Below are 20,822 nucleotides of genomic sequence, written 5' to 3'. Positions count from 1 at the left end.
TAATCCAAACAACGTGTAAAAAGCTCCCTTTGCTAAAGTCTATTCAAATACCCCTTATAAACAGAAGTTACTATTTATAAGGGGTATTTACTCAATTTAATTTTATAAAAATTGGATGGAAACAATGCAAGTTCTCACTTATTTAGAATAAGTGAAAAGATGATGTTTTATTTGTTCAATAAAATAATGATGGTGTATATTATCGTTAGATACTCGACTTGCCATAATAGCCCCCTCCATTGAAGAGGCAAGAAAGGAAGCGAGTGATATAACCTCTATATCTTCTTTAAATTCTTGTTTCTCTATTCCTTCTTTTATGAAAGAAGCCATTAACATTACTGTATCATCATAACCTTTTGCTGCTGCTTTTTGTAATTCTGGAAATACTCCAGTACTTTCAATGGCACTATTAAGTAATGGACAGCCTCCAGCAATAGGAGGATTATTAGCTGCATCTTGATATACAAGGAAAATTGCAAGGATTTTATCAATTGCTGTTTTTTTATTTTCCATTGCTTTATGAAAATGACTCCACATAATCTCACCACTTTTGTCGTAGGCAGCAAGGACAATTTCTTCTTTACTTTTGAATCTACGATAAATAGATCCTTTAGGTAGTTCAGTAGCTGTCATTATATCCTGGATGGATGTGCGAGTTATCCCATTAGTATTAAATAAATATAAAGATGTTTCAATAATTTTTTCTTTAACCTTATCAACTTTAGTCATGCTTTGTAATCCTCCTAATGAAAACGATCCTAATATTCTAGGTAATGTTTACTCTCTATTTTCTTAATTTTTTTGTAAGTATAAATAAGTTGGGAACAGAAATATCTTATCAATCCCTATCTTATGGAAACCTCAAACAATACAGTTTGAAAAGAAGTTAATCAAATTGTATTACCTACATAACTTAAGTGAATTTTCTGTCAAAACAACATGACCAATTGTTTAATTCAGTCATATTATACAACTAATTTCATCTAAAATCGTAGAGGTGTAAAAATATATAGTTAATTTTAACGTATAGACATATGATTATTATATATAATTTTTATCAATATGTTTAGCTAAAGTGTTTGAACTACTCCCACTTTCACTTCATTCTATAAAAGATTAACCATTAATGATTACTGGAATTAAATTGTAACAAAGCAACTGAAATATAAATATATTTGCTTTTTTCCATTTTGATTTTGTTAATACTTTATAAAAAGGGTTTAAAAAACTAGAAACTTGTAGTATCATTAGATTTCGATTCGGACCGAACCGTCCGGTTTAGAATCTTATATAAATATATTTAGAAGGAGAGCGTTATGCAGAAAGAAAAATCAAAAATTATAGGTAATTTAATTATGGGGGCAATACAGTGAACTTTATAAAAATGAATAAAAAAGAAATCATTATGCTAATAATCTTTACACTGTTTGTACCATTTCAAATTGGCTTGTACATATTATTTGGCATATCACTTTTAGCTAATGTCAATTTAGTTGAATCAGAATTTGTTCTTAGTGCCATCGGTTTTACTGTACCTGCTATTGTAGGAATCATTTGCTTTAGGAAAGAAATTATTGAAAGTTTTACTTATTTTAAAGAGAAGACAATTTTGAAAATAGTAAGTATTCCTATGGTAGTTTTATTTACGTTAATTGTGGAACAGTGTGTTATGTATTTTCTAGCAACTGGTCAACCAGAGAACCAAGAGCAGCTCCTTGAAACGGGTGCAGAGGTACCTCTTGTATTTACATTGCTTGTATTTGGTATTCTGGGTCCAATACTTGAAGAAATTGTGTTTCGCCACATATTAATAAATCGTTTTTCTTACCATATTGGTACCGCTATTGCATCTATCATTTCGATTATGATTTTTACACTTCTTCATACGAACCAACTTGCGGATATTGCTATTTATTTACCTGGATCGTTGATACTTACTGCGGCTTATCTTATTTCTAAAAGATCCATTGCATATGTTATAGCGATACATATGTTAAACAATTGCCTTGGTTTCATTCTGTAAGAAACTAGACTTGTTTCTGATGCCAAAAATATTCTATGTTTCTATCAAGCATTTTTGGCACCAGAACTACTTTTTCTATGACATAAGAAAGCTAATCAAAAATTATAAAATATTAGGAGAGTGTCAGTCATGATTGTAACAACAACTTCTGGAATTCAAGGTAAAGAGATTATTGAGTATATTGATATTGTAAATGGTGAAGCTATTATGGGTGCAAATATTGTCCGCGATGTATTCGCTTCCGTTCGTGATGTTGTCGGTGGCCGTGTTGGTGCTTATGAAAGTAAACTAAAAGACGCTCGTGATATTGCAATGGGCGAAATGAAAGAACTTGCAAAAGAAAAAGGTGCGAACGCTATCGTTGGTATTGACGTAGATTACGAAGTTGTTCGTGATGGAATGTTAATGGTTGCTGTCAGTGGTACAGCTGTACGTATATAAGTAAATAAAAAACAGTTCCTCCCTTGGAATTTATACTTTGATGGGAGATCCTGGTTCTGTTGCAGATTTTAAAGAATAAAACGAGAAATAATCAACTTTTTTATTTCTCGTTTTATCTACATATTTATTTTTGGAAAAACAATCTAACTCCAAATACTAATAATATGGCGCCTGTAATACCCTCTATTGTACGGTTCACTCTTTCTTTTCTTAAAAAAGTTCTTAATTGACGTATGAGTGAGATGTAAAGTAAATACCATATTGCTGTCAAAGTCGTAAATGTGACTCCTAATAAAAGAAATTGGAGGAAATGATTTTGATTACTCACAATAAATTGGGGTAAAAAACTAAGGAAAAATACAGCGGTTTTTGGATTTAAAATTGCCGTAGTAAATCCTTGTCTAAAGCTTTTAATTGCCCCAATATCCTTAGAGTCCATTTCTGCTGAACCTGACATATCTTCTTTTTTATGTAAGGCACTTTTAATTGACTTTACAGCTAAATAAATTAAATAAACAGCCCCAGCATATTTTATAAATGTAAATAACATAGCAAATTTCATTAAGATAGCAGAAAGTCCTAACGTAGCCATTATTGTATGAATCATCATTCCAGATATCGTTCCTAAAACAGTCTTTATCCCGCCATTTTTACCATGCGAGATAGTATTTTTTGTAACTAGTGCAAAACCAGGACCAGGCATCATTATGATTAGCATTGCTGTAAGGATAAATAACAAATAATTTTCCATGTTGTAGTATTTCCTCTCCAATTTTTAGTTTTGCTTACAGTATAGCTTTTTTCATTAAAACATTACATATAAAAGACTTGATCAGAAATTTATTTAGGTTATTCGTATCAATTTGATTAAATATTACCCAATAGCCACATTGATAAAACACATGACAAACTTATATATAATTACAAGTTCAACTCTCACAAAAAAACAGGATAAAAAAATAAACAGCAGAACTAGTCCACTGTTTACTTTGCCACACCTTCATGTAATTTTTCTGTATAATCCTTTACATCTTTCCAGCTATCTTTCGCTGTATGTAAATCTTCTTTTATAAACGTAAACTCTTCCGGACTAATCCCTTTTACGTTTTGTAGTAAATTATTATATTTTGCACCTACTGTATACCATTGATTTGATATGTTTTGTAGTGCTGCAATTGCTGCATCGATTGTTTCTGTCATGTTTGTTGTTTTATTTTTTACATCAGTCAAAATTACGACTTCTGCTTGTGCTCCTGAAATTCTATCTTTTAAATTGGCGATTTCTCTTTCTGCATTTGCGATATCTTTTTTCGCAACCGCAATCATCGGCCCGCCAGCAAGACATGTTATTAGAGCTACGCAAAGTACGCCACCAGCAATGACCATATCATTACTCTTTTTAATCGAATCGTTATATGTATTTATTTGTTGCTCTAGAGCTGGAATACCAGCATTCGTGCTTGCCAATATCGCTGTTAACTGATTTGTATCCTCTTTGAAACTATTTGTATCTTTCGCCATTCTATCGCGAAAAGCTTTCAAATTCCCTAATAATCCATCTACCTCATTTTGATTCTTCACAATATCCGCATACAACTTTTCTAAATCCACTTTTAATTTTCCGCTATCCTTTTGATCAATCGCTATTAACATGTCATTATAATAAGATTGAAAAGTATTATTGTAATTTACAATATTTTGATCTGTTTTCATAATTTGAGGCTTCATATTATTTAACCAATATGCTGCATTAATTTTTGCATCTCTTTGATGCTGAATCATATTCCCTTTAAATTCACTATTAATCGAACTTATTTTACTTAAATCCGTCTCTTGTTGATTTTGAATTAATTTTGCATATGAATCCATTGCAAATATGCTTGATGTCGTTTGTGCCATTACATCTTGGAATCCTGCTGGTCCAAGAGAATAGTTTTTCACATTTTCTTGTAGCACCTTTACATTTTGTTCTGCTGCAAAAGGATGTAAAGGAAATGTGTTACTCGTTGCCACCCCAGCAATCATTACCGCTAAAAGACATTTTTTATAAAATCGTTTCTGCATATTTTTCACCTATTCTCTTTATAAGGATATCAAAAGCTCCTGCTCACAACTGAACAGGAGCTTCAAATCATTCATCAACACTTAACGCTCTAACGATTCGTATTCAATTATGCTTTTTTCGTGTCTACTACTTTAATATCTTCAGCATAAATCTTTTCTGCATAGTCTTTAATGTTTTTCCAGCTATCTTTCGCAATGTTTAAATCTTCTTTAATGAAAACAAGATCGTTTGGACTAATTGAATCCACATTTTGAAGTAAAGAATTGTATTTTGATCCCATTGTATACCATTGGTTTGAAATGTTTTGCAACGCTGTAATTGCAGTATCAATCGTATTTGTTAAATACTCAGTTTGTGTTTTAATGTTCGTTAACCCAGCTACTTCTAATTGAGCAGTTGTAATTTGTCCAGTTATTTTTTGAATTTCAGCTTGTGCATTGTCAAGTTCTTTCTTCGCTAATACGATACCAGCTGTACCACCGCCTACAGCTGCTGCACCACCTGCAATTAATGCGACTCCTAGCGGTGTTCCTGCGCCCGTAGCAATAACTACTGCACCACCAATAATTGCAATTGGTCCTAGAGCTGTCGCAACAGATGAACCGATAATAATTGCATTATATTTACTAATTGCCTCATTGTACGTTGTAATTTGATTTTGCAGAAGCGGAATTCCTGCATCTTGACTAGCTAATATAGATGTAATTTGATTTGCATCACCCTTGAAGTTTTGCGTATCCGACGTCATTTTATTTCGGAATTTTTTCAAGTCTTCTACTAACTGATCCACTTGCGCTTTATTTTCATTAATACTACTTGATAATCTAGTTAGGCCTTTCGTAAGAGTCGTTTTATCTTTTGCATCTACCGCAGCAACTAAAGTATCATAATAGTTTTGGAATTTAGTATTGTAGTTAATGATGTTTTGATTCGTTGAAATAAGCTGTGGCTTTAATACATCTAACCATTGCTTCGCATTTCCTCTAGCTGTATCTTGGTGCTGAATCACTTTTCCTTTTAAAGCTGCATCAACAGTCGATACATTTCCAAAGTTAACATTACCTTGTTTAATAATTGTTAAAGCATACAGATCCATTACTAAAGCATTTGAACCTGTTCTTTCCATTGCATCTTTCAAGCCTTCTGGTCCTAATGAATATTCTTCATAGTCATTATAAGCTTTTGCTACCGCATGAACTGGAGCTTGTTTCACTGTACTTTCAGCTGCATACGTATGAGCCGGCATAATATTTCCTGCTGCAAATACTGCCATAAGTGCTGATAGAGCCATTACTTTATATGGTTTTTTTGTCATTTTTCTTCTCTCCCTATATCGCTAATTATTTTTCTATTTAATGTACTTCAACGTTTGTAACGTAATCTTCAAATTGATTTGTTTGCTTATTCATTTCATCACTTACTTTTTTAATTTGATTAAAATGTTTTTGAAGTAAACTACTGTCTGTATACGTGCCTTCTTCAACATTTGTTTGAATTTGAATCATATTATTATTTAAAACTTTCCAATCGGTTAATAACGTTTCTAAAGTTGTAATTTGACGATCAATTAATTCTGTAAAGCTATTTACTTGATCTTCAACGAATGTAATTTGAGTCGCCTCTGCTTCAGTTTGTGATAACTTTTGAATAAGTGGCAATAACTCTTTTTGCTTTTGCTGAATGCGAAGAGCTGCTTCTCTCGTTTGACTATCTGCAGCATTTACAATTTCATTACTTAAAGTACCGATAGAAACAAAATCGATTGTTTTCGTTTGTGCAGTTTGATTTGTGATTGTAAATACTTGTTTACCGATATTAATAGAACCTTTAATGATTTCTTGAGGTCTATTCAAAATAGTAGTTAGTTCAGCTTGAATTTCCCCTTGAATTCTTTTAATATCTTCTCTTAATTTCACAATATCTCCACTTGATCCTTGCAGTGTTTTTATTGCTTCATCGGCTTTAATTGATAAGTTGTTACTATCTTTGTCTAATACTGTTTTAAATCGATTTAACTCTAATAAATCTTGCTCCATACTCTCTTGGATGCTCTGTACTTGCAATTGTAATTTTCCATATGCACTCATAAAATCTGCTTTTGCTTGCTGATCTTCATTTACGTTTCCTGCTAGTTCATAGAGCTTACTATAATAGCTATTAAATCTATTGCTGTATCTCATCATCTCTTGATTTAAGTCAATTAGCTTCGGATTATATTCATCAATCCACTCTCGTACATTCGCCTTTGCAAACTTTTGATGATTCGTTAAGCTACTCATCGCATTTACCTTAATGTCTGGCTGTTGCAAAATAATTAATCCGTATGCTTGAATAAGCGGTGATTGTGATCCTAACATTCTAATTGAGTTGGATAATGTATTTGGAGCAATTACATTTTGCGCATATACTGTTTTCACTTCTGTTTGCCCCTCCTTAGCGTAAGCGCTTACAGGAATGAAGCAACTCGTAGATACTGCTGTAACCAATAACCCTGTAATTAAAGTCTTTTTCACTTTAACTCCTCCTATGTATTAGCAACTATTACTATCGCATTTTATTATTCTATTTTCTTGCCCATAATTTGAGATGGTTAAAATAGAGAACGTTCTCACCGTGATCCATGTATGAACCACCTCTCTCGTATTGCTACAGCACTTACTTATCGTCACAAAACATTTTATTATTTTTCATATGTGTTTAGTATGAATAATATTGTATAAATTTTCTATTCCATCGAAATTCTCACATTCACACAGTGAATATATTACTTAAAAATATTATTCATTTTAAACTAAACAACATACATAAATATGAAATTTCGTTTTGTTTTCATATAAGTTTTGTACTGTAAGGTCATTTAAACACAGCTGTTTATATAACGTAAAGAAGTATTTTCATTCCCTTTATTTTCAAGCTTTCATGTCCTTATTTCAAAATATAATCCGATTCACTTTATCGATTGAAATATCTACATATCACAACAGAAAACACCACTTGCAAATAACTGATAAAATTATATTGATATAATTTTTAACCCCGTATGCAATTATGCATAGCATATACACAAAAAGGATAGCTTCATTTTCACGAAACTATCCTTAAAAAATCTTCTTATTTTTTCAAATGATATGGAACTGTCGTAATAACAACATTTCTTTTATAAAGTAAATACGCACGTATGAGTAAACTGGATTGATTATGAAGAATGTTATGCCAACCTTTTTTCGGAATGAACTGTGGTATAACGACCGTAACGCGGTAATTCGATTCACTTGCCTTATATTGCACTGTATCAATAAACTTTGTTAGCGGCTGAATAATACTTCTATAATGAGAATGTAATGTAACAAGCCTTACTTCAGGTTGCCACTTCTTCCATTTCTCTTCAAATTTCTTTTCCTCTTCTCTGTCAAAAGCAACATATACTGCGATAACTTGATCTGCCGAAAGAGATTTTGCATAGTTCAACGAATTTTCTACTACATGCGTCATACCTGCTACAGGAACGACAATTACATTCCCCTCAATTGGAATAAGAGGTTCGCAAGTTTTTAAACTTAATTGATCACCCACTGCATCATAATGCTTCTTAATTCGATGGAATAAGAAGATAATAACTGGTAAGAAAATAAGAATCGACCAAACTTGTGCAAATTTAGTTAAGAAGAACATGCTCATTACGATAAAACTAATAACTGCACCAATTAAATTAATCGTTAATCTTAAAGCCCATCCTTCAGGCTTTTCGCGAAGCCATTTTAATACCATCCCTGTTTGAGAAAGTGTAAATGGAATAAATACACCTACTGCATATAGTGGAATTAAATGTTCTGTTTGTCCTTGGAAAGCTACAATTAAAATAATCGAAGCAACTCCAAGTATAATAATACCGTTTGAGTAACCTAGACGGTCTCCTCTAATCGTAAACATTCTCGGTATGAATTTATCTTTTGCAAGGTTAACCGCTAATAAAGGAAATGCAGAATAACCTGTATTAGCAGCGAGAATTAATATTAAAGCTGTTGTACCTTGTATGAAATAGTACATGAAATTACGTCCAAATGTTTGTTCAGCAATTTGAGAAACAACTGTTACTTCTTTACTCGGAGTCACTCCGTAATAATAAGCTAAAAATACAATTCCTGAAAATAACACAGCAAGTAATGCACCCATTGCAAGCAATGTTTTTGCAGCATTGTTTGGCGCAGGATCTTTAAAGTTCGGAATTGCATTTGAAATTGCTTCAACACCTGTTAAAGCAGAACTACCTGATGCAAATGCTCTTAGTAATAAAAATAAACTAATCCCTGCAACTGGTGTACCAATCGGCGCATGTAAAGTAGGTGAAACATGACCAGTTAAAATATTATATATACCCACACCAATTAATATAAATAGTGCTAAAACGAATAAATAAACAGGATATGCTAAAACGGAAGCTGATTCCGTTACTCCTCTTAAATTTAATATCGTAATTAATATAACAAATATAACCGCAATAATTACGTTATGTGCATGTAAGCTAGGAAACGCAGACGTAATTGCATCTGTACCAGCGGACACACTAACGGCTACAGTTAAAATATAGTCAACTAATAAAGATCCTCCAGCAATTAAGCCTGGATTCATCCCTAAATTTTCTTTTGATACAACATACGCTCCCCCGCCATGCGGATAAGCAAAAATAATTTGTCGATAAGATAAAATAAGGGCTGTCAATAATACTAATACTCCAACAGCGATCGGAATGGAATACCAATAAGCGATCGCTCCAACACCTGCTAAAGCAATTAAAATTTGCTCTGGACCGTAAGCAACTGATGATAATGCGTCAGAAGATAAAATAGCTAAAGCTTTCGTTTTATTAAGCTTTTGTTCTCCAAGCTCTGTTGATTTTAACGGTCTTCCAATTAAAAATCTTTTAATAGATGAAACCAATGCTGTCCACTCTCCAATAATTTTGTACGAACTTTTCTGCTTGTTACAGCCAGTAAACTATTTCTTCAGAAAACAAAAAATGTCTACAAGCCATAGCGAAATAGACTTGTAGACATTATTTTTTTTGTCGCACAAGCTCCACCTTCCTTCTCAATATAACGCTTACGAGGTTAGCTGTCGGATTCGGGCCTATGAGTAGCCCTACCTTTTTCAAGGATTCACCCCATCGGATTATGTACTAATCCGTAAAAACGGGTCCCCCGTACCATGCGGTTTCAGCGATTTAGAAAATTGAAACTGTGGATTATAATACTCCTTTATTTTCAAAAAGTAAACAAAAATTTTTAATAAGAAAAAAATTAAAATGATTGTGCATAATCCACTGAGAAATATACATAATGAATACTAAAAAATCCACAAAGGAGACCCATATGTCTAAAGAAAAGAAGCCTATTTTTTCCGATTCATATTTAGATGCAGTAGCAAATGAAATTAATCAGTTATATGGTAAACGTGAACAGGAAATAAATTTGACAGATAGAACGAAAAGAAATAAATAATTTGTCATACAAAAAAATAAAAAAGATAGCAATACACTTATATATTGCTATCTTTTTTATTTTTTCATACATCTAATTCTATTACAGATCTGTTAAAGGTCATCTCTTCATACACCTTTAAATTTTGATATATAGTGCTTAATAATGGTGCCGTTATAGAAAATTGCTCTGCTACATCCAGTAAATATCCTTGCAAGTGCTTCCCTTCAATAAACGAACCCTTCTCCATATCACGTTGCATCGATGACTTCATATCATACGAAATTTTATCAATCGTTTTCATATGTTCCTGGGCAATATTAACCTTTATTGGAGCTCCTAATACTCTCATGATTTGTACAGATTCCTCAAACACATTACGGATAAAATCACGGCCGCCTTCACTTTCACGGATTGGTCCAATTGGTGCACGCATTAACGTTGTCACACCGGACATTACAGTAATAAATAAATATTTATGCCACATATCTTGCGTAATATTTTCACTTAAAACAAAACTAGATTTCGTACCTGCAAATGCTTTAGAAATATGCTTTACTCTCTCTGAATTCTGAGACTTAATTTCTCCAAACACAAGTCTGTTGGCAGCGCTAGTTTGTACAATTTCTCCTTGATCGTTTAACGTCGTCTCGATAAAGCATAAACCGCCAATTACTTTTTCTTCGCCGAATTCTTTTTGTAATAGTGATAAATGAGCGATACCATTTAACAATGGAATGATTACAGTACCTTCGCCAACAAACGGCTTCAAATCTTGAATTGCCTCGTTTAAGTGATACGCTTTTGTTGAAAATAAAATGACATCAAATGGAGAAGTTCTCTCTTCCTTCGTTATTAATTTCGGTTGAAAGGAAAAATCCCCGTTAACACTTCGGATTACAAGTCCTCTTTCCTCTAATTGTTTTTTCCGTTTACTACGAACAAGAAATGTAACATCTTCTCCCTTTTCGACTAATCTGCCACCAAAAAATCCTCCGACTCCACCAGCGCCTAATACTAAAATCCGCATACAGCATCCCCCTTTTCAAAATACAATTTCATAACTTTTAGTATACATAACATTATACATGTCCTCTGCTAAATAAGCTGAATTTTCACTCTCAATCGAGTATAAAACAGTGGTTATTTTCAAATAAATTTGGGCATGTTGTTTCTATAGCATATATGGAAAGGAAACAATGTAGATGGAGGCAATACAAGCAATTGAGGAAAAAGATGTAGCAACAGCTATATTTCAATTTATATTCCCGTTTTCGTTTAAAGCTGGATATGAACAAAATATGTTCCCATTCTTACAAAAAAACGATTTCCGTCCTTTTCGGCTCGATCATCTCGATGATGAAAATACATATTATGGGGAGTTTAAAGTTTCACATCAAAATATGGAAGCATACTATCTTTCATTTACAAATAAAATTCTCTTTCCTCACTCAGAGCATCAAAAGGGCTTGCAACGTTATTCAAAGGACCTTAACTTAACTGGACATTTAACAACAAACCTTATTTCAATTCCATTCAAGATACACTCTATTGATGTAACACTTTGTCCTTATGAACTTGGCTTCTTAACAATTCGAACAGAAGTAAACACTACTCTAAACATGACTTTATCTGAAGCAATCGAATTTGCTGCTCGCTTCCGTGTACTTGAAACTAAAAATGATACAAATGAGACTATTTGTATTGAATGTAACGGAAAAAAGTATTCCCAAGTTGAAAAATTCATTTTTGGTTATTTATTTCATGGCGTAACTGATTTCTTTGAAAAGAAGAGATTAAGAAGTTCATACTTTCAAACCTTCCCTTTCTTCGAAGACCAAAGAATGTACGTCCAAACTTTATTGTCACTAAAAGAAAGTTTTGAACTTAATGAAGTGGATGTTTATCGTACTTCTAGTCTTTCCGGATTAACAAGTGATGGTAAGCCATATGTGAGTGCAAATAACCTTCCTTACATTCATGACTATTTAAAAAAACACGCTTACCAGAGATGGGCTCCAAATCGTTATTTCATAATGGAAGAACATATTTTTACATGTGTAACAAATGAAGGAGAACGCGAAATCGCTAAACTTGCTAGTCAAATGTACGGGGAATTTTATTACGCTTTATTATTAAATCTATTCCATAAAATTGTTTTATTAAAAATGGCAAACGCCTATGCTGAGCTAAACATTGAACAAGATACTAATGAAATAGAGAAATTAATTTATTCGATCAATTCGTTCACTGCTAATTATTTTTCTTTAGAATTAGTATCCCAATCACAAAGTGAAGATATTTTCTTCCGCTTAAGAAAACTTTTTAATATTGAGGTTCTATACTCGAACGCGAAACAAAATCTTGATAGTTTGTTTAAATATCAAGAAAATGTCGCCTCTAAAAAAGATAGCCTTTTATTATTAATTTTAACGCTCTACTCTGTAGTGGGCCAAATGTTAGGGTTTACTATGATTGACCTTTTAAGAAACACCGATTCAAACAAAATATCGTCACCTCTTGAATTTTTCGCTCTATTAATTGCAATTAGCGGCATTGTCATTTCACTTATTTTAGGAGCCCAAAGTTTATACCAATGGGGTCTACAACATAAACGAAGAAAAGCTTGGGTAAAACAAACTGTACTTTCTGCCGTTAAAGAGAAAGAAGATAAAAATTAAAGAAGGTTATTTTCAAATTCTTGGCGCGCTGCAGTAAGTGAAATTTTCATCAGCGATTTTCCGATTATATCGGCGCAACTCGAAATATATCAGCGATTTTTTTAATATATCGACTTGCCGACAAAAACCGACAAATGACAGAACCGGATAATAAAAAAAGGGTGCTCCAAAATTAAACTTGGAGTACCCCTTTTATTATACGAATTCTGTTTACTTCCCTGCTTCGATTTGCTCTAATGCAGCAGCTACTTGCTCTTCCGTTAATTCATGTTGTATTACGTAGCGGTTACGTGGACTTACACGACATTCATGAGAACATGCACGTAAATATTTCGCTTCGTTTTCTTCAGAACATAAAATTTTCTTATTACATTCTGGATTTGAACAGTTTACATAGCGCTCACAAGGTTCACCTGTAAAGTGGTCTTTACCAACAATAACATGTTCTTTTTGGTTTACTGGTACAGCGATACGCTCATCGAACACGTAACATTGTCCATCCCAAAGCTCACCTTGTACTTCTGGGTCTTTTCCGTACGTTACAATTCCGCCGTGAAGCTGACTTACATCTTCATAGCCTTCACGAACTAACCAACCAGAAAACTTCTCACAACGAATTCCGCCTGTACAATACGTTAAAATCTTTTTACCTTCAAGTACTTCTTTATTTTCACGAATCCAATCTGGTAATTCACGGAATGATTCGATATCAGGTTTAATCGCACCTTTGAAGTGACCTAAATCGAATTCATAATCATTTCGTGCATCAATGATAACTGTATCTTCTTGTTTCATTGCTTCATAAAAATCTTTTGGCTCTAAATACTTCCCAGTTATTTCGTGTGGGTTAATGTCATCTTCTAGACGAAGTGTAACTAACTCTGGACGAGGACGCACGTGCATCTTCTTGAATGCATGACCATCAGCTTCATCTATTTTAAATACGATGCCATCAAAACGTGGATCATTGTTCATTGCTTCCATGTATTTCTCTGTTTGTTCTACAGTTCCAGAACAAGTTCCGTTAATACCTTCTTTTGCTACAAGAATTCTTCCTTTTAATTCAAGTGAATTACAAAATGCTAAATGCTCTGCCGCGAATTCTTCTGGGTTTTCAATTGTTGTGTACATGTAATATAGTAATACTCTGTATGGTTTTGTAGTTGCCAATGTATTTCTACCACCTATCTAATTTTTAAAATCATGTATAAGTTAACGTTCATATCAAAACATATATAATAAGAAAATGAATCCCATTTTCTTTTCTTTATACTATTTTCTATCAGTTAACAAAAATAAAAAACAAGATTACACATCAAAACACTATGGTTATGTTGTAATCCCAATATATTATATATCATACAAATGCAATTCCATCAATTAATATGCTGGATTATCGGCTTTATGTTCACATAAATTTCAAAATTGACCCTTTAATTTATTATGTTTCCCCACGTCATCACACCATAAACTCCCAATTTATTTTACGTTATCACACCATCCATTGCGTAAAGGCATATAATTTGCATTAAGGAAACTTTCGTGTTCAAATGAAATTATCACATAACATATTTAAATGTATTGAAATAATGAGTAAGAATAAATACAATAATTTCATCAAGTTAACATTTTAAAGGGGAAAACTACTATGAATAAAGATATAACAAAAGATGAACATCTCCCTTCTGAAAGTACAACTGTACAATCAGCTCATTTAGCTTTAAGTGGAGAAACAAAAGGCTGGAAAAGACTGTTACCATTTTTAGGACCCGCTTTTATCGCGTCCGTTGCTTATATTGATCCTGGCAACTTTGCTACAAATATCGCAGCTGGTTCACAATATGGATATTTACTATTATGGGTTATACTCGCTTCTAACTTAATGGCTGTATTAATCCAAACGTTATCAGCTAAATTAGGAATTGCTACAGGAAACAATTTACCCGAAATAGCTCGTGAAAACTTTCCAAAACCTGTGTCTATCGGCTTATGGATACAAGGTGAACTAGTTATTATGGCTACAGATTTAGCGGAATTTATTGGAGCTGCTTTGGGGCTTTACTTACTATTTGGAATCCCGATGCTACCTGCCGCTTTAATTACTGCAGCCGGATCATTTATTATTCTTGAGTTTCAACGTAGAGGATTTCGTCCACTAGAAGCTATTATTACAGGAATGATTTTCATTGTAGTAATTGCTTTTGGGATTCAAGTTTTTTATGCAAAACCAGAATTAAGTCCCCTTCTTTCAGGACTATTTATTCCAAAATTCCAAGATGTAGACAGTATATTACTTGCAGCAGGGATTTTAGGTGCAACAGTTATGCCACATGCAATATACTTGCATTCTGCATTAACACAACGCCGCGTGGTCGGAACAACTGACGAACAAAAGAAAAAGATTTTTCGTTTCGAATTTATCGATATTATTATTGCAATGGTTATTGCTGGAGCAATTAATGCAAGTATGTTAATTGTTGCTGCTGCACTATTCTTTAAAAACGGCTTGCACGTTGAAGATTTAGATGTTGCTTACACTCAATTTACCAATTTAGTAGGTCCTGTATCGGCTGCATTATTTGGGATTGGACTTTTATCAGCAGGACTATCTAGCTCTTCTGTCGGTACAATGTCGGGTGATATTATTATGCAAGGTTTCATTCGCATGCATATTCCGTTATACTTACGCCGATTTATTACAATGATTCCACCATTAGTTATTATCGCTTTAGGTGTAAATCCAACTTACGCTCTAGTCATGAGCCAAGTCGTCTTATCATTCGGTATTGCATTTGCGCTAGTACCACTTATTATGTTTACAAGTAACAAAAAGATTATGGGTGCACTCGTTAACCACCTTATAACAACATTTATCGCTTGGATAATTGCAGCACTCGTTATCATTTTAAATATCTTCTTACTGTATCAAACATTTGTAGGATAATGAAAAAGGGTATTCCAATTTTAATTTGGAATACCCTTTTTGGATGAAATGATTTTCTTCTAGTTACCACTTATGTATGTCCCTCTTTCCGGCATCATGACACCATTTTCAGTTCGAAAGTAAAGTGGCAATCCTTCCGCAAAAAACATACTTACCTTGGACGGGTCTTGCCTTTGATGATGAATATGTAAATATGGCTCACTTGAACTTCCTGAGTTACCGACTTGAGCAAGAAATTCTCCTTCATTTACACGTTGTCCTTCTCTAACTTTAATGGACCCTTTCTTTAAGTGGGCAAGAATCAAAAATGTCTCTGTTTCATCTATCCGTAAATATATGTAATTCCCTGCCATTGACTGAAAATCATCCAATCCGGGAATTAAATCTTTTTCATCATTATTGATTGATACAACCGTCCCAGAAGCTGGTGCCATTACTTTCGCTCCATATATTCCGTAATCCTCTAACTTACTACTTTTCACTTCAGCAGGTGGAATGAGGATATCATATGCCCACCTTTCATTTGGCTTTATAACATGATAGTTCGTTTCTAACTGATCACCGCCCCAGCCTATTAATGCTCGTTCATTCAAAGGAACACGAACTACTGCTTTAGGACTCATAGATTGTATATCTGCTGGGTAAGCAATTCTACCTATATTAGCAAACCAACCGACAGGCCAAGCTCCAATGATAGAAAACAGAATGATTAAAAATAGCGTTCTATCTATCCGCTTTCTAAAAATGCCTTTCCAAAAAAATATTATTACTGATCCTATCAAGAGGAAAACTGAAATAAAACTAAAAGCCTGAATACTCCACCAAACAAAAACTGATGTAACACCATTAGCTACATAAACTAAGATCCAACTTATAATTAAAAAAGAAACTATAATCACTAATAAAAATTTCTTCCACATGTCGCATCCCTACTCTCATATCCTTTTTCTCAATGATACAAAGTAAAAATTACGACATATAAAAGAAATACTTACGACTTTCTTACTTTTTTATACTGCGGTAATTTCACAGTGAAAACTGTTTCTTTATCGTTACTACGTACAGTTAGATCCCCTTGATGGAGCTCGGCTATACTTTTTGAAATTGCAAGCCCCATTCCTTTCCCACCAGTATAAGAACTACGTGATTTTTCACTACGATAAAATTTCTCAAAAACGTAAGGAAGGTCCTCTTCCGGAATACATTGTCCAAAATTTTTAATTTCTACTTCAACATTCATTGTTTTATTGGAAATTCCAATTGCAATTTCCTTTCCATCTTTTCCATACATAATACTATTACCTATTATATTTTCAAATAGTCTCACTATAAGTGCCACATCAACTTCTACATACAGCACTTCATCACTTTTAATATAAAAGCTCATATTAGCATCATCTAATTGTGGTACAAAGCCAATCATGATTTGTTCAATTAATGCTTTCATATCTACTTCATCTTTATGTAATTCAATCTCTCTATAATTTATTTGACAGTATTCTAATAAATCATCTACTTGATGTTTTAATTCATAACTTTTTCGCTTTAATATACTTACATACTGTTCACATTCTTCTCCATTCGAATGGAGTTTATTTCCTAACAGGTCCGCATAACCGATTAAAGATGTTACTGGCGTTCGTAAATCATGAGAAATATTACTAATCATTTCATTTTTCATTTCCTGTGATTTTTTTTCATTCTCGATAGACTCTTTTAAACTTTTGACCATTCTATTTACATTCGTCGCTAATTCACCAATCTCGTCATTTTTTGAAATAGGTATATGTACTTCAAAATTACCATTACTTATTTCCTTCACGTTCTTATTAATTTCAGACAATCTTTTCATCATTGTTTTTGTCATACATGCAAAGTATGTCGTAGTAAAAATCAAAAAAACTATAAAGTATAAAAATGAATATTTTTCCTCTAACGCATTAACATGACTATATATATTTCCAACTAAAATTTGAAGCACTATTATACTTACAGTCGCTAACAAGATGCTACATATGAAAGCTAAAAAAAATTTCGCCCTAATACCCTGTAAAGATCTAATCTTCAATTTTATATCCGACTCCCCAAACATTTTGTATAAACTTCGGTTCTTTTGGATTCTCTTCAATTTTATTTCTCAATCTTGCAATATGAACCATTACTGTATTATTACTTTCATAGGCTCTTTCGTTCCAAACGCTCTCATATATTTCTTCAATTGTAAACACACGATTCTTCGCAGCTGCCATTAAGTGTAAAATATCATATTCAGTTTTCGTAAGATTCATTGTTTCTCCATATAACATTACAGTTCTCGACACTTCATCTATTTCTAAACCTCTAATATTTATTTTCTTTTCCATTACTTGGACAGCATTTTGGTTGAAATATGTATACCTTCTTAATTGAGCTTTCACTCTTGCGATAAATTCAATTGTACTGAACGGCTTCACAATATAATCATCTGCCCCAGTACTAAATCCAATTACCTTATCGACATCCGATGATTTCGCGCTTAAAAACATAATTGGTAAACTATGTTTCTCTCTAATCCTTCTACACAATTCTATCCCATCCATTTGTGGCATCATAATATCCAAAATAGCAAGTTGAATACTGTTATTATTTATTATTTCTAAAGCCTCTTCTCCGTTATGAGCACTAAAAACTTTAAAACCTTCTTGCATTAGATTCACTTTTATAAATTGAACAATATCTTGATCATCATCTACAATTAAAATTGAATTTTTCTCCATATACAAACCTCTTTTTGAAATATATTCCACAATCAATTTTATCATAAATTAAAACCATACTCCCCTCTTGAATAATCTTTATTTTCAGACTAGATTATATAATAACAACACATTCTAGTTTCAAAAGAAATGGAGTGAAAGCATGTTTCCTATATTGAAAACAGACCGACTCATTTTAAGAGAACTTACCGAAGAAGATGCACCGCGTATACTACAATGCTTTTCTAATACTAATGTACTGCGCTATTATGGCCAAAAACCGTTACAAGATGTTGATCAAGTGAAACAAATCATTCATAACTTTAAGTTGAGTTACAATGCAAGAAGCGGTATAAAATGGGGAATCGAATTAAAAGACACGAAAGAACTCATCGGTACCATTGGTTTTCATGATTGGTCTTCTGAGCATAAACGAGCCAATATAAGTTATGCCTTTTTGCCTGAACACTGGGGAAAAGGATATGCGACTGAAGCTGTTTCTGAGGTTATATCATACGGTTTCCATACGATTCATTTAAAGCGGATTGGAGCAATTGTATTTCTTGAAAATGAAGCTTCCAATAAAGTACTATTAAAATTAGGCTTTGAAAAAGAAGGCGTTCTAAAAAATTATATGTATCAAGATGATGTCCCATATGATACGAATTTTTACGCTTTATTAAAATCGATTTAATAGAATTCATGTGTAAAAAACCTTACTTTTAAAAAGTAAGGTTTTTTGTATTTATTCATTAGCAATATAAGCATTCTTATAAGTATAAATACCACCAAATTGATGCTTTTCAATTCCTTTTACATAATCCTTTTGTACATATGCTGAGCCAATATGATAAAGCGGCGCTACCGCAGCATCTTCTAATAATACCTGCTCGGCTTCTCGCAACGCTTCCCATCGGTTTTCCGTATCTAGTACAAAATCCGTTTTCGCTTTCTTTATTAATTCATCGTAATGAACATTAGAATAATTCATTTTATTATTCGGATTCCCTGTCGTAAATAACTCTAAATAACTAATTGGGTCTTTATAGTCAGGTCCCCAGTTTGCCATAGTTATATCGTAATCACCTGCTTGTTCTAACTGTAATTTTTGCTTAAATGGCTGTTGTTTAATTTGTATCGCGATTCCTTGCAAATTCTTTTCTAAATCACCTTTTATATATTCTGCCATCCGTTTTGCATTATCTTGTTCAAACGTTAAAAACTCGAGGTTTACTTGCTCTACTTCAAGCTCTTTTTTCGCTTCTTTCCAAATCTTTTGCGCATTTTGCAAATCATATGAAGAAAGATCTCCGTTTTCTTTTCTAAAATCTTTACCGGTCACTTCATTTACATGACCAACTGGTACAAGCCCGCTTGCAGGTTTTGCTCCGTTATTAATAAAGTGAGCAACGAAATCATCCTTATTTAACGCTAATGAAATAGATTGACGCACCTTTTTATTTGCTAACGCGGTATTTTTTTCATTAAAACGAAGCATAGCAATTCCAGGATCACTCGACATATGTAATTCCTTATTCCCTTTATACTTGTCTACAACTTGCGAATTAATAGGTACTCGATCCAAATCTCCGGCTTCATATAAATTTACAGCTGTCATTGTATCCTTTACGATATGAAAGTTTATTTCGTCTAATTTCACTTTCTTTCGATCCCAATATGCAGCATTCTTCTTTAATTGAAACTCTTGTTCATGCTTCCATTTTTCTAATACAAATGGCCCGTTATATATGAGATTACTAGGTTCCAATGCATAATTGTTTCCTTGTTCTTTCAAAAATGATTCATGCTGTGGTAAGTATATAGGTAGTGCTAACAACTGTAAAAAATACGGAACCGGCTGTTCGAGTTCAACTTCTAACGTATAATTATTTATTGCTTTAACCCCAAGTGCATCAAGAGGCATTGTTCCCTTATTAATCTCTTTCGCATTTTTCACATAAAAGAGCATGTATGCATATTGAGATGCCGTTTCAGGGTTAATTGCACGTTTCCACGCAAATATAAAATCATTTGCTGTTACATTATCTCCATTTGACCATTTTGCATCTTTACGCAAGTTAAATGTATATTTCTTACCATCTTCACTTCTTTTAAACGATTTTGCTACTGCTGGAGTAGGCTGATCTTGATCATTTAATACATATAACCCTTCAAATATGTTTTGCATAACGTGTGCTGATGTACCATCCATCGTTTTCGCAGTGTCCAGAGAAGGAATTTCTTCTGATACTGTTACATTTAACACTTGTTTTTTAACCTCTGTATCACTTTTATTCGCTTTATTATTACAAGCTGTTAATAATAAAGATGTAACAAGTGCCATTACCATTAAATGGCTCTTTTTTCGCTTCATGAGTTGTTCTCCTTAAGTATAAAATATTATAAAGCGTTATATATTATAGCAGAAATATGAACAGAAAGATGCGACATTCTTT

General features: G+C 33.0%; 18 protein-coding genes and 1 riboswitch. Of the genes, 6 read left to right on the top strand and 12 right to left on the bottom strand.

The features are described from left to right. Positions 1 to 138 precede the first annotated feature (138 nt). Positions 139 to 729 (bottom strand): TetR/AcrR family transcriptional regulator, encoded by a 591-nt coding sequence (locus MKY21_RS09195; protein WP_341076003.1) that lies wholly within the window; start codon positions 727 to 729, stop codon positions 139 to 141. 640 nt (positions 730 to 1,369) lie between these two features. Here MKY21_RS09195 and MKY21_RS09190 point away from each other — a divergent pair. After that, complete coding sequence (locus MKY21_RS09190) at positions 1,370 to 2,023, top strand: CPBP family intramembrane glutamic endopeptidase (RefSeq protein ID WP_341076000.1); 654 nt, start codon at positions 1,370 to 1,372, stop codon at positions 2,021 to 2,023. Positions 2,024 to 2,152: 129 nt separating this feature from the next. Beyond that, entirely contained in the window at positions 2,153 to 2,464 is a 312-nt protein-coding gene (locus MKY21_RS09185) for a heavy metal-binding domain-containing protein (protein ID WP_000637518.1), read from the top strand. A 124-nt stretch (positions 2,465 to 2,588) separates the two neighbouring features. Here MKY21_RS09185 and MKY21_RS09180 read toward each other — a convergent pair whose 3' ends face one another. The 5 genes from MKY21_RS09180 to MKY21_RS09160 all read right to left on the bottom strand — a co-directional run bounded on the left by MKY21_RS09180 (position 2,589) and on the right by MKY21_RS09160 (position 9,467). Continuing rightward, complete coding sequence (locus MKY21_RS09180; protein WP_000433000.1) at positions 2,589 to 3,215, bottom strand: LysE family translocator; 627 nt, start codon at positions 3,213 to 3,215, stop codon at positions 2,589 to 2,591. A gap of 233 nt (positions 3,216 to 3,448) precedes the next feature. After that, positions 3,449 to 4,528: a non-hemolytic enterotoxin subunit C gene (nheC, locus tag MKY21_RS09175; protein ID WP_341075995.1), complete on the bottom strand. Its 1,080-nt coding sequence runs from the start codon at positions 4,526 to 4,528 to the stop codon at positions 3,449 to 3,451. Between the two features lie 107 nt (positions 4,529 to 4,635). Continuing rightward, positions 4,636 to 5,844: a non-hemolytic enterotoxin NHE subunit B gene (gene nheB / locus MKY21_RS09170; RefSeq protein WP_000162981.1), complete on the bottom strand. Its 1,209-nt coding sequence runs from the start codon at positions 5,842 to 5,844 to the stop codon at positions 4,636 to 4,638. Between the two features lie 37 nt (positions 5,845 to 5,881). Then, positions 5,882 to 7,042 carry a non-hemolytic enterotoxin NHE subunit A gene (gene nheA, locus MKY21_RS09165; protein WP_000751823.1) on the bottom strand — a complete coding sequence of 387 codons (1,161 nt, stop codon included), beginning with the start codon at positions 7,040 to 7,042 and terminating at the stop codon, positions 5,882 to 5,884. A gap of 598 nt (positions 7,043 to 7,640) precedes the next feature. Beyond that, a complete protein-coding gene (locus tag MKY21_RS09160) occupies positions 7,641 to 9,467 on the bottom strand; it encodes an APC family permease (protein WP_000254884.1) in 1,827 nt (608 codons plus the stop codon). Between the two features lie 144 nt (positions 9,468 to 9,611). Further along, a riboswitch (cyclic di-AMP (ydaO/yuaA leader) is annotated at positions 9,612 to 9,758 on the bottom strand. A gap of 140 nt (positions 9,759 to 9,898) precedes the next feature. Between MKY21_RS09160 and MKY21_RS09155 the strand changes: the two genes are divergently transcribed. Beyond that, positions 9,899 to 10,027, top strand: a complete 129-nt coding sequence (locus MKY21_RS09155) for a hypothetical protein (RefSeq protein WP_000031873.1) — start codon at positions 9,899 to 9,901, stop codon at positions 10,025 to 10,027. Between the two features lie 64 nt (positions 10,028 to 10,091). Here MKY21_RS09155 and panE read toward each other — a convergent pair whose 3' ends face one another. Next, positions 10,092 to 11,036: a 2-dehydropantoate 2-reductase gene (gene panE, locus MKY21_RS09150; protein ID WP_016117589.1), complete on the bottom strand. Its 945-nt coding sequence runs from the start codon at positions 11,034 to 11,036 to the stop codon at positions 10,092 to 10,094. A 175-nt stretch (positions 11,037 to 11,211) separates the two neighbouring features. Between panE and MKY21_RS09145 the strand changes: the two genes are divergently transcribed. Continuing rightward, positions 11,212 to 12,687: a hypothetical protein gene (locus MKY21_RS09145; protein WP_341075991.1), complete on the top strand. Its 1,476-nt coding sequence runs from the start codon at positions 11,212 to 11,214 to the stop codon at positions 12,685 to 12,687. A gap of 210 nt (positions 12,688 to 12,897) precedes the next feature. Here MKY21_RS09145 and trhO read toward each other — a convergent pair whose 3' ends face one another. Further along, positions 12,898 to 13,857, bottom strand: a complete 960-nt coding sequence (trhO, locus tag MKY21_RS09140) for an oxygen-dependent tRNA uridine(34) hydroxylase TrhO (RefSeq protein ID WP_000246214.1) — start codon at positions 13,855 to 13,857, stop codon at positions 12,898 to 12,900. Between the two features lie 478 nt (positions 13,858 to 14,335). On the opposite strand from trhO, the gene MKY21_RS09135 reads away from it, so the two are divergent. Next, positions 14,336 to 15,631, top strand: coding sequence for an Nramp family divalent metal transporter (locus MKY21_RS09135; RefSeq protein ID WP_341075989.1), 1,296 nt, complete (start codon positions 14,336 to 14,338; stop codon positions 15,629 to 15,631). A 59-nt stretch (positions 15,632 to 15,690) separates the two neighbouring features. On the opposite strand, the gene MKY21_RS09130 is transcribed toward MKY21_RS09135, so the two are convergent. From MKY21_RS09130 to MKY21_RS09120, 3 genes are all read right to left on the bottom strand, one after another. Further along, positions 15,691 to 16,551 carry a M23 family metallopeptidase gene (locus MKY21_RS09130; protein WP_341075987.1) on the bottom strand — a complete coding sequence of 287 codons (861 nt, stop codon included), beginning with the start codon at positions 16,549 to 16,551 and terminating at the stop codon, positions 15,691 to 15,693. A 71-nt stretch (positions 16,552 to 16,622) separates the two neighbouring features. Next, complete coding sequence (locus tag MKY21_RS09125) at positions 16,623 to 17,723, bottom strand: HAMP domain-containing sensor histidine kinase (protein WP_116777434.1); 1,101 nt, start codon at positions 17,721 to 17,723, stop codon at positions 16,623 to 16,625. Further along, on the bottom strand, positions 17,689 to 18,387 hold the full coding sequence (locus tag MKY21_RS09120; RefSeq protein ID WP_016117585.1) for a response regulator transcription factor: 699 nt from the start codon (positions 18,385 to 18,387) through the stop codon (positions 17,689 to 17,691). Before MKY21_RS09120 ends, MKY21_RS09125 begins: the two co-directional genes overlap by 35 nt. Before the next feature lie 142 nt (positions 18,388 to 18,529). On the opposite strand from MKY21_RS09120, the gene MKY21_RS09115 reads away from it, so the two are divergent. Then, a complete protein-coding gene (locus MKY21_RS09115; protein WP_016117584.1) occupies positions 18,530 to 19,060 on the top strand; it encodes a GNAT family N-acetyltransferase in 531 nt (176 codons plus the stop codon). Between the two features lie 51 nt (positions 19,061 to 19,111). On the opposite strand, the gene MKY21_RS09110 is transcribed toward MKY21_RS09115, so the two are convergent. After that, positions 19,112 to 20,740 (bottom strand): peptide ABC transporter substrate-binding protein, encoded by a 1,629-nt coding sequence (locus MKY21_RS09110; RefSeq protein WP_000823521.1) that lies wholly within the window; start codon positions 20,738 to 20,740, stop codon positions 19,112 to 19,114. Positions 20,741 to 20,822 lie beyond the last annotated feature (82 nt).

The sequence above is a fragment of the Bacillus sp. FSL R9-9497 genome (genome assembly GCF_038005805.1).
Classification (GTDB): Bacteria; Bacillota; Bacilli; order Bacillales; family Bacillaceae_G; genus Bacillus_A; species Bacillus_A cereus.
The sequence above is the reverse complement of the archived record's forward strand: the minus strand, read 5'-3'. Positions and strand labels throughout refer to the sequence as shown.